The sequence below is a fragment of the Microbacterium halimionae genome (assembly GCF_011761265.1).
Taxonomy (GTDB): domain Bacteria; phylum Actinomycetota; class Actinomycetes; order Actinomycetales; family Microbacteriaceae; genus Microbacterium; species Microbacterium halimionae.
In genome coordinates, this window is record NZ_JAAOZB010000002.1 from 212,444 (window position 1) to 225,371 (window position 12,928).

At 65.6% G+C, this 12,928-nt stretch carries 12 protein-coding genes and 1 pseudogene; 10 read left to right on the forward strand and 3 right to left on the reverse strand.

Annotated elements, in window-relative coordinates; all coding sequences use genetic code 11:
- Both FHS06_RS08760 and FHS06_RS08765 read left to right on the forward strand, forming a co-directional pair.
- A complete protein-coding gene (locus FHS06_RS08760; RefSeq protein ID WP_167048494.1) occupies positions 1 to 999 on the forward strand; it encodes an aldo/keto reductase in 999 nt (332 codons plus the stop codon).
- Positions 996 to 1,640: an SDR family oxidoreductase gene (locus FHS06_RS08765; protein WP_167048496.1), complete on the forward strand. Its 645-nt coding sequence runs from the start codon at positions 996 to 998 to the stop codon at positions 1,638 to 1,640. Before FHS06_RS08760 ends, FHS06_RS08765 begins: the two co-directional genes overlap by 4 nt.
- Positions 1,641 to 1,714: 74 nt before the next feature.
- On the opposite strand, the gene FHS06_RS08770 is transcribed toward FHS06_RS08765, so the two are convergent.
- Positions 1,715 to 3,091, reverse strand: a complete 1,377-nt coding sequence (locus FHS06_RS08770; protein ID WP_167048498.1) for an amidohydrolase family protein — start codon at positions 3,089 to 3,091, stop codon at positions 1,715 to 1,717.
- Between the two features lie 88 nt (positions 3,092 to 3,179).
- Between FHS06_RS08770 and FHS06_RS08775 the strand changes: the two genes are divergently transcribed.
- Entirely contained in the window at positions 3,180 to 3,803 is a 624-nt protein-coding gene (locus tag FHS06_RS08775; protein ID WP_167048500.1) for a TetR/AcrR family transcriptional regulator, read from the forward strand.
- Between the two features lie 46 nt (positions 3,804 to 3,849).
- On the opposite strand, the gene FHS06_RS08780 is transcribed toward FHS06_RS08775, so the two are convergent.
- Entirely contained in the window at positions 3,850 to 4,503 is a 654-nt protein-coding gene (locus tag FHS06_RS08780; RefSeq protein ID WP_167048502.1) for a TetR/AcrR family transcriptional regulator, read from the reverse strand.
- Between the two features lie 151 nt (positions 4,504 to 4,654).
- On the opposite strand from FHS06_RS08780, the gene FHS06_RS08785 reads away from it, so the two are divergent.
- From FHS06_RS08785 to FHS06_RS08800, 4 genes and pseudogenes are all read left to right on the forward strand, one after another.
- The gene (locus tag FHS06_RS08785; RefSeq protein WP_310734789.1) at positions 4,655 to 6,004 is read left to right on the forward strand and encodes an MFS transporter; all 1,350 of its coding nucleotides are present in this window, start codon (positions 4,655 to 4,657) and stop codon (positions 6,002 to 6,004) included.
- Between the two features lie 26 nt (positions 6,005 to 6,030).
- Complete coding sequence (locus FHS06_RS08790) at positions 6,031 to 8,292, forward strand: glycoside hydrolase family 3 C-terminal domain-containing protein (protein WP_167048504.1); 2,262 nt, start codon at positions 6,031 to 6,033, stop codon at positions 8,290 to 8,292.
- Position 8,293: 1 nt separating this feature from the next.
- A complete protein-coding gene (locus tag FHS06_RS08795) occupies positions 8,294 to 9,487 on the forward strand; it encodes a glycoside hydrolase family 1 protein (RefSeq protein ID WP_310734790.1) in 1,194 nt (397 codons plus the stop codon).
- Between the two features lie 252 nt (positions 9,488 to 9,739).
- A pseudogene (locus FHS06_RS08800) lies at positions 9,740 to 10,624 on the forward strand (ADP-ribosylglycohydrolase family protein).
- A gap of 10 nt (positions 10,625 to 10,634) precedes the next feature.
- On the opposite strand, the gene FHS06_RS08805 reads toward FHS06_RS08800, so the two are convergent.
- Positions 10,635 to 11,090, reverse strand: a complete 456-nt coding sequence (locus tag FHS06_RS08805; RefSeq protein ID WP_167048468.1) for a VOC family protein — start codon at positions 11,088 to 11,090, stop codon at positions 10,635 to 10,637.
- 98 nt (positions 11,091 to 11,188) lie between these two features.
- Here FHS06_RS08805 and FHS06_RS08810 point away from each other — a divergent pair, with 98 nt between their 5' ends.
- The 3 genes from FHS06_RS08810 to FHS06_RS08820 are packed head-to-tail and all read left to right on the forward strand — an operon-like array spanning position 11,189 to position 12,926.
- Entirely contained in the window at positions 11,189 to 12,184 is a 996-nt protein-coding gene (locus FHS06_RS08810) for a helix-turn-helix transcriptional regulator (protein WP_167048510.1), read from the forward strand.
- A 28-nt stretch (positions 12,185 to 12,212) separates the two neighbouring features.
- Entirely contained in the window at positions 12,213 to 12,521 is a 309-nt protein-coding gene (locus tag FHS06_RS08815) for a PfkB family carbohydrate kinase (protein ID WP_167048512.1), read from the forward strand.
- Positions 12,522 to 12,563: 42 nt separating this feature from the next.
- Positions 12,564 to 12,926: a carbohydrate kinase family protein gene (locus FHS06_RS08820; protein ID WP_167048514.1), complete on the forward strand. Its 363-nt coding sequence runs from the start codon at positions 12,564 to 12,566 to the stop codon at positions 12,924 to 12,926.
- Positions 12,927 to 12,928 lie beyond the last annotated feature (2 nt).

The following is a 12,928-nucleotide window of genomic DNA, read 5'->3' on the forward strand; positions in this document are numbered from 1 at the left end:
ATGCGGCAACGAGATCTGGGCCGCGGGCTCCGCGTTTCGGCAGTCGGCCTGGGCACGATGGGGATGACCATGGCCTACGGGCAGTCCGACGATGCCCGGAGCATCGCCACCATCCAGCGCGCATACGAGACCGGAGTGACGCTGTTCGACACGGCAGAGATGTATAACGCCTCCGTACCCGGCAGCAACGAACGGCTCCTCGGCCGGGCCGTCCGCGGCTTCCGTGACGAGGTGACCCTTGCGACGAAGTTCGGTTACGACATCGACGCCGATCAGACGGCGGCGCCTGTGTTGGACAGCCGACCCGAGCGGATCCGGGCGGTCGTGGACAACAGTCTGCGGTATCTCGGTACGGACAGGATCGACGTGCTCTATCAACATCGTGTCGACCCGGATGTGCCGATCGAAGAGGTCGCGGGCGCTGTTGCGGAGCTCGCGGCGGAGGGAAAGGTCCTTCACTTCGGACTCAGTGAAGCCAGCCCGGGCATCATCCGTCGCGCGCACGCCGTGCATCCTGTCACCGTTCTGCAGAGCGAGTACTCGATGTTCGAGCGCGAGGTGGAAGCGGTTCTTCCGACGATCCGCGAACTCGGCATCGGGCTGGTGGCCTACGCACCTCTCGGCCGAGGCTTCCTGACCGAAACCGTCAAACCGTCAAAGGAGTACGAGGTCGACGACATGCGTCGGTTCGATCCGCGCTGGCAACCGGAGAACTTCGAACGCAATGTCGCCGCGGTGCGGGAGCTGCGGCATATCGCGCAGCTGGCGGGTGTTTCTCTCCCGCAGCTCGCCTTGGCGTGGGTGCTTCACGAGGGTTCGGACATCGTGCCGGTCTTCGGCACGCGAACTCCCGAGCGGATCGACGAGAACGCCGCAGCTGTGGATGCGGCGATCGCACCCGAGTTGCTCGAGCGCGTGCGCGAGCTGCTACCGGACGGCGCGTTCGACAGCCGGTACACGGATGGTCACATGCCCACCTCGGTCAACGTGTGGTCGTGACGACGGTTGCGGTGTTCGGAGCATCCGGACAGACAGGTCGCCGGGTCGTAGAGCGGCTGCTCCGGGAGGACTGCGACGTTCTGGCGATCAGCCGGCGCGATACACGGACGGGCCAGCGCCTGCGCAGCGCTCGAGTCGACCTGAGCTCGGCCTCAACAGCCCTGCTTCGGGGCGTGCTGGATGGCGTCGACGCGGTGGTCTTCGCGGCGGGCGGAGATTCTCTTCGAGTAGATCGGGATGGAGCCATCCGGACCATCGAGGCGGCCGAGCAGGCGGGGGTAGGCCGATATGTGCTCCTCACGGGCATGGGCGTCGGTCGGGATCGCCCGGCCGAGCTCTACGGCGGATTCTGGGACACCTACTTCAGCGCCAAGGAAGAGTCAGAGCGTCGCCTTCGCTCATCACCCATGCAATGGACGATCCTGCAGCCCGGCGAGCTGCTCAATTCACCGGGACGTGGCCGCGTCGAGTTCGCCCCCACGGGCACACTGGAGATCGGCGCGATCTCGCGGGAAGACGTGGCCGCGGTCATCACCACGGTTCTCTCCCGAGACGATTCCGCGGGGCGCTCGTGGGAGATACTCGAGGGCACCGAGCCGATAACCGACGCCATCACGCTCGCGTCGAAGCGGCACGCCTGATGACGATGGAATCGCCGGTGGCGACGACGCACCAACAGATAACACGATGAGCTCCGTTGTCTTCTCCCGGGCAGTCAGGCCGGGTGCCCCGTCACGAGCGATTGTGTCGGGAGTGCGTCGCGCTCGATGCGTTCCCCGTCCTTATAGACGGCGTCGATTGCGCGCAGATGACGGATGTCCGCGGTGGGGTCGGCATCCAAAAGCACGAAGTCGGCGAGCTTGCCCGATTCGATGGAGCCGAGAGTATCGGCCTTCCCATAGGAGCGAGCGACGTTGATGGTGGCGGCAGAGATCGCCTCGAGCGGGGTCATGCCTTTCTCGACCATGCTGCGCGTCCAGTGGAAGTGATCGTTGCCCAGCGTCCAGGGGCGGTCTTCGCGCTCGGCCTCGGTGAGATCGGCAAGATGGTCATTGCTGGAGCATCCTGCGTCGGTTCCCATGATGATCTTCGCGCCGGCACCGATGAGCGTGCGCTCGTTCTCCGAGAACGCGCCTCCGCCGAGGACCGCCGCCCAGCTGCCTGCCTCCTCGAGGGCGTGTCGGTGTTGTTCGTGCACGGTCTGCAGCTCAGCCCACGAGTCGCTTGCGACGATCTTGTCGACCAGCTCGTGAGGGTAGGGCTGCCCCATCGTGTAGTTGGCGTGAATGAGCACGTCCGCGCCCAGCTCGACCGACGTTTCCAGAGCCTCCACCGAGAGGCTGTGGGTGAGTACCGGCACTCCGGCTGCTCGGGCCTCCTCGACGATGACGTCCAGCACCGGCCGGCTGAAGGTCTGGTAGCTGCGGTCCAGACCGACTGTCATGAAGATATGGTCGCTGACGGCGATCTTCAACAGGTCGACTCCGCGCTGCAGATAATCTCGGACCGCCGCGCGAACCTCTTTGCGGGGCAGCAGGCTCAGCTGGTGGCCGACTCCGGCCTCGAACTGCGCGTCGATTCGGTTGACGAACGACTGCGTCGCCGCGCGTCGACCGGCGAAATGGAAGTCGGCGCTGAACGGCCCGCCCATCCCCACGATCGCGCCTGCCGCGAAGATGCGGGCGCCCTGTGCTGTCCCGGCATTGATGCGGTCGCGGGCGCCGAGCACGTGGTCGACCGCGTTATACGTGTCGAAGACCGTGGTGACGCCGTTGCGGAGCACCAGTTGGGCGGCCTCCTCGATCACCTCGACATACCTGCCCTCCCACCGCGCGAGGTATTCGATCGTGCCCGGCCCGACCATGAACATCCACGCGTCGAGCAGGTGGACGTTGCCGTTGACGAACCCGGGGATCATCCATTTGCCGGTGCCGTCTACCACCTCAGCGCCCTCGGGAGTGCGGATATCGCCGGCGCGGCCTGACGAGAGAAACCGACCGTCTGCGACAAGGATCGTCGCGGGCCGGACCGGGACGCCGCCGAGGCCGTCGATCAGAGTGACGTTCGTGATGGCAAGTGTTTGCGTTGTCATGCCCCTGCTCCTTTGCGTTGTTGGACAAAGGTATACGAAACGATCGATTCGGTAAAGCAGTAAGTTTGCGCTCTCATACACTGGGCTGGTGGACGCGGGGACAAGTGGCGCCATCGATGGGCGCGCAAAACGGTGGGAGGACCACCGACCGACGCTTTTACGCGCCGCCACGGAGTACGCGCTCGACACGGGAGTGTCGAGTCTCACGCTGCGACCACTTGCGCAGGCGATCGGAACGTCGATCACGTCGCTCATCCGGCAGTTCGGCAGTAAGGACGAGCTCGTCCAAGAGATCTGCCGCGATCTGCAAACTCGCATGGTCATCGCGCTTCATGACCGGTGGCGAGCGACCTCCGGTGATCCGGCGGAGGCCCTGCGTGCCCTATGGGGCATGTGGCTCACCCCCGAATACATGCGCCAGTTCGCGTTCCTCTTCGAGTTGTACGGCCTGGCCCTGAGGGATCCCGAGCGGTACGAGTGGTTTGCAAACTCCGTGGTGGAGGAGTGGATGGAGCCGTTTGAGCAGGCCCTCCTAGCGAATGGTCATTCCCGTGCTCATGCGCGAGATCTCACAACTCTCGTGCTGGGGATCGTGCGCGGCCTTCACCTAGACCTTGCTGCAACAAACGACCTAGACCGCGTAAATTCTGCGTTCGAGTTCGCGCTGGACTCGCTGGCACCCGCCTGGGCGACGCCGGGTGACGACCGATGAGCATGAGGAGCTCGTCGAACAGTGTCAGGCGGGGCCCGAGCGGGCTTCAGCCGCTGCTCGGTACGTTCCCCGCGACAACAAAGGAAGGGTGTCCCTCTCGCAGCCGAGGCACGACGCTCTGGAGGAACCGTTGCAGCGTGTCCGCGGGGTCGACGGCACCGGGCCGGTACAGCCATTGCAATTGCAACCCATCGGACATCGCCACGTAGGCAGCGGCGAGCTCGTCGGGCGTTAGTGTCGAGTCGATTTCGCCGGCCGCATCAAGCGCCACGAACGACGACGTCGCATACCTGCGGATCTGGTCGTAGCGCTCCACGTAGTGCTCGTGCGCGGGGTGGTGAACGGAGCTGGCCTCCGCAGACAGCGTGGTGTGAAGCTCCACGATGCCGGGGGTGCGGCTGTCCTGCGCGACTCTTTCGACGAGGTGGAGAAGTGCCTCGAGGCCGGGCGCAGGTGTCGATGCGACGCGCGCTTGCTCCTCGTGCCGCTCGAGCACGGCGCGGAGGAGTTCGTCCCGGCCGGGGAAGTGGTGAACGAGACCGCGCTCGCTGATGCCCGCGCGATCGGCGATGTCGCGCACCGTCGCGGCGTGGTACCCGGCTTCACCGAGCACCGCCTCGCACGCATCGAGAATCCGCTCTCTCGTGGCCGCCGACTTCGCGTACGGTCCCCGCGTTCGACGTCTGACTGCTTCCGCCATTGCGACTCCTTTGCCTCGGATTGTAGTGCCGCCCCGGTCCAGGAATGAATATACCGCTCGCCGCGGTTTTCTGTTACGGTGATGGAAATCGCGGCAGACGGTATTTTCGTCGCGGCTCGACAAAGCAGTCACTATTGACGAAGGAGTCATCGTGTCAGAAGAGGTTCCCCCACAGATCCCGGCCCCATTCGCCGCTACCCAGCAGGCTGCGGCGATCGGCGAAGGTATCGCGGAGCATTCGCCTCAGGGCGATGATCGCCCCAAGGTCAGCGCTGGCTACATCTGGTTGATGGTCGTCGCCGCGCTGGGCGGTTTCATGGCACTGGTCGCGCCGGTCGGCCTGTCCCTCGCCCTGCGGGTGCAGGAACTCGTGCCCGACAGCGTGGAGGTCCTTGGACTGGTGGTCGGCGCGGGCGCGATCGTCGCGGCGATCTCACAGCCTCTGGTCGGTATGTGGAGTGACCGAACCCGCACGCGATTCGGGCGCCGCCGACCGTTCGCGCTGGGCGGTGCGATCATCGGCATCATCGGTCTGTCCGTGATGGCGGTGTCGCCGAACGTCGGCATCCTCACCGGCGGCTGGATGGTGACCCAGCTCGGCTTCGGTTCCGCCGTGGGCTCCTTGCTGCTCTCGCAAGCAGACCGGCTGCCGGAGTCGCAGCGCGGCAAGGTGGCTGGTTACTACGGCTTCATTCAGATGATCGCCGCGGTCGCCGGAGTGGGCGTTGCGAGCGCGTTCATCGGCAACAACTATCTGGTCTTCCTCGTACCCGGTGGCGTGGGCCTGCTCGGGTTCGTTCTCTGGTTCCTTTTCAGCAAGGAGCACAGTAGCCTCAACCTCCCTCACGTCCCGAAGCTCACAGCCGGTGAAGCCCTGGGCAACATGGTCTTCAACCCCGCCCGGTATCCCGCATTCGCGTGGAACTGGCTGGGAAGGATCCTGTTCAACTTCGGCGTGAGCTTCGCGACCACGTTCACGTCATTGTTCTTCGCCTCGCGTCTGAGCGAGGGTGGCCGTGTCGCGGACATCGGCGGACTCATCGCGTTCCTTTCCCTCATCGGCGTCGTCGCGACCGCGGGCGGTGCTCTCGGCGGTGGGCTGCTTTCTGACCGTCTGAAGCGGCGGCGCATCTTCGTGCTCATCTCGGGTATCGCCTTCACAGTGGGAGCCATCGTGATGGCATTCGGCGGCGCAAACGCGGCGATCCTGATCACCGGGTCAGTCCTCACCAGCATCGGGCTCGGCGTGTTCTCCGCGGTGGACCAGGCAATCGTGTTGGACATCCTCCCGGAGAAGAACACCGCGGCCGGCCGATTCATCGGCATCAACAACTACGCCACTTCCATCGCGCAAGCCGTCGCGCCGATAATCGCGGCCCCTCTGCTGCTTATCGGCGTCACAGGCGCCGACAAGAACTACGGGCTGCTGTTCATCATCGCGGGAGCGTTCACTCTCGCCGGCGGCGCCATCGTCATGCTCAAGGTTCGCGGCACGCGCTGAGCGAAACATCAAGGAGACCCACTCACATGAACACGACTACGCAGACGCCCGCAACGCGGCTAACGACTGAGCAGAAGGCACAACTCACCACCGGCGCCTCGTTCTGGGCGACCGCATCTGCGGGGGATCTCGCCGCCGCTGTGCTGAGCGACGGGCCGCACGGCGTCCGCGCGCAGTCCGGCGCGGGGGACCACCTCGGGATTGCTGCGAGCGAGCCTGCTACCTGCTTCCCGCCGGCGGCAGGGCTCGCTCAGAGCTGGGACGAAGATCTCGTCCAGCGCGTCGGTGAGGCGCTGGGCGCGGAGGCGCGGAAGTACGGCGTCGGTGTTCTCCTCGGGCCGGGGGTCAATATCCGTCGCGACCCGCGCGGTGGCCGCAACTTCGAGTATTACTCCGAAGATCCGCACGTCTCAGGCCGGATCGGAGCCGCCTGGGTGAAGGGTGTGCAGTCGCGCGGTGTGGGCGCGTCGGTGAAACACTTCGCCGCCAACAACGCCGAGACGGACCGGATGCGCTCCGACTCGCGCATCGACGCGCGAACGCTGCACGAGATCTACCTGCGAGGATTCCAGCACATCGTCCGCCACGCGAAGCCGTGGACAGTCATGTGCTCCTACAACAAGCTCAACGGTGTCTCCGTCCCCGAGAACCGGTGGCTTCTCACCGATGTGCTGCGCCGCGACTGGGGCTTCGATGGCGTTGTCGTCAGCGACTGGGGCGCGATCACCAACCGTGTTGCGGCGTTGCATGCTGGGACCGACCTGCAGATGCCCGGCGGTGGCGATGCCTCCGTGCGCACAGTCACCGACGCGATCGCCGCTGGCGCGCTCGACGTCGTGGACTTGGAGAATGCCACGGCCAACGTCGTGACCCTGCTCGAGCGGGTCGCTGAGGGCACGGCCGCGCCGACGGTCGAAGTCGACTTCGACACCCACCACGCGTTGGCCCGTGAAGCCGCGGCGCGCAGCATCACGCTCCTCAAGAACGAGTCCAACCTGTTGCCGCTGCCCACGGACCGCTCTCTCGCCGTGATCGGGACCCTCGCTGCCACCCCACGGTTCCAGGGGGCCGGGAGTTCGCGGGTCAACGCAACACGAGTGGACATCCCGCTCGACGAAATCCGCATCGGAACACGTGCCCCCGTGACCTACGCCCCCGGAATCGCCGCGCCGGACGAATCGGCAGACTCTCAGACACTGCTCACTGAGGCCGTCGAGGCTGCCCGGCTGGCCGACGTCGCCGTCGTCTTCGCCGGACTCGGTGAAGGGCAGGAGTCGGAGGGCTTCGATCGTGAGGATATCGAGCTGCCCGCCGACCAAGTCGCCCTCATCCGCGCCGTTGCCGCTGTCGCACCGGCGACGGTCGTCGTGCTCACACACGGAGGCGTGATCCGCCTTTCCTCCATCACCGCTGACGTCCCCGCCATCCTCGACACGGCACTTCTCGGCCAGGCCGGCGGCGGAGCGATCGCCGATGTCCTGTTCGGCCGGGTCAACCCGTCCGGGAAGCTGACCGAGACCGTACCGGTGCGCCTCGCCGACGCCCCGTCCTACCTCAACTTCCCCGGGGAGCACTCGCAGGTCCTGTACGGCGAGAGCTTGTTCGTCGGCTACCGCGGGTACGACGCCCGCGACATCCCGGTGAGCTTCCCGTTCGGCCACGGATTGTCCTACACGACGTTCGAATACTCGGAACTGCGCGCGGACGTTCGTAACGGCGACATCCAGGTGAGTATCGAGATCACCAACTCGGGTACGCGAGCGGGTCGCGAGGTCGTGCAGTTCTACGTCACCCGTGACGGCTCATCGGTGCGTCGCGCGCCGCGTGAGCTGAAGGCGTTCTCCTCCGTGGAGCTCGAACCGGGCGAAACGTCGATCGTGTCCTCGGTGATCGCGCGCGAAGATCTCGCGCACTGGGACGATCGTTCAGATCGGTGGCTTATCGAGGGTGGGGAGTGGACGATCAGTGCAGCGGCATCCAGCCGGGACATCCGCGCTGCCGCCGTCGCATCGATCGAGGGCGACGATCTTCGTCCGTTGCTCACCGAATCTTCCACGATGGCGGAGTTGCTGGAAGACCCGGTCGCCGGTCCCATGGTCGCCAACATGCTCGGCGGTGCCGAAGAAACCGAACACATGAATGATCAACTCGGCATCGACATCGCCCGCATGATGGGAAGCATCCCTCTGGACCGCATCGCCGGATTCGGCCGCGGCGGCGGAGATATGGAGCGACTTCGCGGACTGCTCGACCACGCGAACGCCGCTCGCGGCGGAGAGGGTGCGTAAGGTGGCCGGTTTTCTGTGGGGCGCGGCCACCGCGGCTCACCAGGTCGAGGGTGGCAACACGGCCTCGGACTGGTGGGCAGTTGAGCAGGGTGCGAACGGGATGCTCGAGCCCAGTGGTGATGGCTTGGACAGCTACCACCGCTACCCCGAAGACATGCGCCTCCTCGCCGAAGCGGGGCTTGATACCTACCGGTTCAGCATCGAATGGGCGCGGATCGAACCCGAGCCCGGCGTCTTCTCAGCAGACGAGCTCGCGCACTACCGAGGCATGATCGACGAGGCTCTCCGCCTCGGGCTCACTCCGGTCGTCACGCTGCATCATTTCACCCACCCGCTGTGGTTTGTTCGCGCGGGAGGGTGGAGGGCCGAGGGCGCGATCGACGCATTCCGACGATACGTGGATAAGACCTGCGAGATCCTCGAGGGCGTCGAATGGGTCTGCACGATCAACGAGCCGGCGGTGCTGACGCTCATGATTCGCATGCACGAGGCCTTCCTCAACCCTGCGCAGCATCTCGGCGGCCCTCGCCCCAGCCGACTCCCGCTCCCCGACCTCGACATGGGGCGGCGGCTGGGCGAGGCGCACGTCGCGGCCCGGAAGATCCTCCGCGCACGTACCGACGCGAAAATCGGGTGGACGATCGCGATGCAGGCGCTCACCCCGACCCCAGGCAACGAGGACACTTACCGGGCGGCGAAATACGCGTGGGAGGACATCTATCTCGAACACTCCCGCGATGACGATTTCATCGGTGTCCAGTCCTACACCAGTCAGCTCGTCGATGCGGAGGGCGTCGTCCCGCACCCGCCGAGTCCCGACAACACCCTCACCGGGTGGGCATACCGGCCTGACGCACTCGGTATGGCCGTGCGAGATGCCGCGGCGGCCGCCCCTGGCGTCCCCATTCTCATCACGGAGAACGGCATCGCCACCGATGACGACGACCGCCGCATCGCATACACCGCCGCAGCACTGGATGGTTTGTTCGCTGCCATGGCTGACGGCATCGACGTCCGCGGTTACCTGCACTGGTCGCTGCTCGACAACTACGAGTGGGGGCACTGGGGACCGACATTCGGCCTGATCGCCGTTGACCGTGCCACCTTCGCCCGCGCACCCAAGCCCAGTCTCGCGTGGCTCGGCAGCATCGCACGAGGGACGGGCAGTCATCGTCTCCCCAGCACGTCCGCCTGATCGCACCCGCGCGGTCATATTGCGTTCGCCTTCCCGGGTCCGTGGCCACATGCGTATCATGTAGCCCGAAAATGATGGCGAAGCTGGCTCATCGAACGGCTGGCACCGCGAATGAAAAGGGAAGGTAGCGCGACGATGTCCCGCAGATCGAGGGTGATCGTCCCTCGGAACCCGGCCGGAGCAGTTCTGGGTCGGCCCAGCGAACTCGGGCGGCGATGATGACTGGCCCCGACCTCTCCCACGACGCGGGCGATCACACGTTGCGCCATCGCGCGTAAGGGAGGTCGCATCACTCCGGACGATTTCGCCAGCGCCTGGCTCGAACTCTTGGACCCTGAGGAGTTCTGGTTCAACGAGCGCATGGTGCTGTCAAAGCTCCGCATGGGTATGGATCCGTGGAACACAGGGCGCGGAACACCGCCTACGGGTTGCGCGTCGATGTGTATGGCGCCGATCGGGATCGTGAACGCCGCCAACCCGTCGCAGGCGTAATCCGACGAGATGCGCATCGCAGCGATCAACCAGGACGGCGAGAATCGGAGCGGCGCCGCAACTCTCGCCGCTGCGATGGCGGAGGCATTCCGGCCGGGTTCGACGATCGAGTCGATTCTCGACGTCATGGAGACGCACAGCGACTTCGTGATTCGGCGGGCAGTGCTGCTCGCGCGATCCCTGGCCGAAGAAGTCGGAACCGCGGCGGGATTCACGGAGCTGTTCTACGAGCGGATGCTCGACCGCACCTGGCCTGCCCCCATGGGAACGGAACCAGGACAGTGGTCACTTGAACGTCCGTGGAGCGCGAGCAGCATCGAGATCGTGCCCGCCGTGGCCGGTCTCATCGCCGTCGGCGGAAGCGACGTGAACGAGAGTCTCATCGATGCCGCGAGCTTCGGCAGGGACTGCGACACGATCGCGAGCATCGTCGGAAACATCCTGGGGGCCTCCCACGGTGCGAGTTCGATTCGCGCGTCCTGGATTTCAGAGTGCGAGAACGTGAATCGGGATCTGCTGTCGCGGCTGGCTCCGTTCGTCGAGCCGACCTTCGACGCCATGGCCGGCGACCCTCGCCGAATTGCTGGGATCCTGAGCACGAGAGGCAGGCCGTGGCGCGGGCCGGATGGGCCCACGCCACGGTAGTCGGGATAGTTCAGGCGGTGGTGACGTTGATGCTCCAGGTGACGCCGAAGCGGTCGGTGAGCATGCCGAAGCCGGCGCTCCATGCCGATGCGGCCAGGGGCTCGATGATGGTCGCGTCGGCCGACAGTGCGTTCCAGTAGCTCTGGAGTTCGTCGAGGGTGTCGGATCCGATCGACACGAACAGGGCTTGGTCGGTGATGGTGGTGTTGTTCTCCCGTCGGGTCGAGCCGCCGCCGGCGATGCCGCCGTCGGTTTGGCCGGGGATGTCGTAGCCCATGATTTGGAAGCCGTTCTCGGCGGCGACGAGGCCGAACACGACTTTGTCCGAACCGGGGATGTCGGCGGGCATGCCGAAGTCGGCGTAGGTGTTGATGACCGCGTGGCCGCCGAAGACGGACTGGTAGAACTCCAGCGCCTGGCGTGCGTCGCCTCGGAAGTTGAGGTGGGTGGTGGTCTGGATGGTCATCTCTGCTCCTTGAGTGAAGGGGCCGTTTCGGCCTGATGCATTCACTCTCCCAGCCGTGTAGGTCTGTTATTGTCCTAGACCGCGATTAGGGTTGAAGAATGACGACGACGGAACGACTGCTCAATCTGTTGTCGCTGTTGCAGACCCGTCGCGACTGGCCGGGGTCGCTCCTGGCGACTCGGCTGGACGTCAGTGACCGCACGGTGCGTCGCGACATCGACCGCCTGCGGGAGATGGGCTACAGCATCCAGGCTACGATGGGCCCGGACGGCGGCTACCGCCTCGACGCGGGCAGCGAACTTCCCCCCCTGCTCCTCGATGACGACCAGGCCCTGGCAGTGGCGATCGCTTTGCGCGCCGCGCCCGCTATTGGCGCGGGAATCGAAGAGGCCGCCATTCGCGCTCTCGGCACGATGCGGCAGGTGATGCCGGCGCGGTTGCGGTACCGGCTCGACGCGCTCGAAATCACCACGATCGGTCGCGCCGGCGACGCGACACCCGGGGATGTTTCGCTCGATGTCCTCGTCGCGCTCGCTCAGACCATCCGTGACCGGCAGGTGCTCCGCTTCGACTACACCCCCCGCGTCGCGGCCCAGAGCGAGGTGGGCGAGCCGCTGCAGGCCCGGCGCGTCGAGCCGCACCACCTCGTCACATCCCATGGGCGGTGGTACCTCGTCGGATGGGACCTGGACCGTGAGGACTGGCGCATCTACAGCGTCGATCGCATCCATACACGCATGCCACACGGCGCCCGCTTCACACCGCGTGCTGTGCCGGGTGGCGACGTCAACGATTTCGTCTCGGCCCGCTTCAAGGGTTCCGACGTGAACGAATGGGCCTGCCGTGGGACCGTGCTTCTGCACCTCCCCGCCCGCGATGTGCTCCCCTTCGCCGGCGACGGAACAGTCACCGCCATTGACGACCAGACCTGCACACTAGAAGGAGGCTCGTGGTCCTGGGGTTCGCTGGCCGCGTCCTACGGACGATTCGAAGTGCCGATGGAGGTCATCGATCCTCCCGAACTCGCGACCGCTTTTGCCATACTCTCGGAGCGCTATTCTGCGACGAGCGCGAACTCGCTACCTCGAGACTGAGCCGGCCTCACTGACCGACTCGGGCGTCATGAACAGTGCCTACCTGCCGACCGAGCGCTCCACCCGACAGGATTTCATGCAGGTACATCGAAGCGTCATGCTGGCAGTCGGCGAAACGATGGTGATGATTGCGCCCGCGTCCATCGCGTCGGCCATAGATGCGACCGATTTCATGGTCGACGCTGGTGGTGCCGAGTCCAATGTCGCGTCGCACGTGGCCGCACTTGGCCTGGAGGCTCGTTGGTTCAGCCACGTCGGTGACGATGCCTTCGGTCATTACGTGGTCCGTCAGCTCGCCGAGCGGGGCGTGGACGTCTCGACGGTTGTGTTCGACTGAGGGCACCCCACGGGGATCTATGTCAAGGATCCGAGTCGCGGAGTGGTCTACTATCGGGCCGGCTCGTCGGCGGCGCATCTCAGCGAGCGCGACGCCGACGCGGTCTCACTGTTCGAGGTGGATGTGCTGCACGTCTCGGGTATCACGGCGGCGCTCTCCGACTCTGCAGCGTCGTTCCTTGATCGTCTGATCGGTCGCGCCCGAATGCCGGGGGTGATCGTGAGCATCGACGTGAACTATCGTCCGGTGCTGTGGCGGATGGGGAGAGCCGCTCTTGCGCTCGACGCCCTTGCGCGCCGTCCGACATCCTGTTCACGGGGCGGGATGAAGCCGAGGACCTCTGGGCGACGTCTGGGGTCGACGACATCCAGCGGCGCTTTCCGGATGTGGGCGAATTGGTCGTGAAG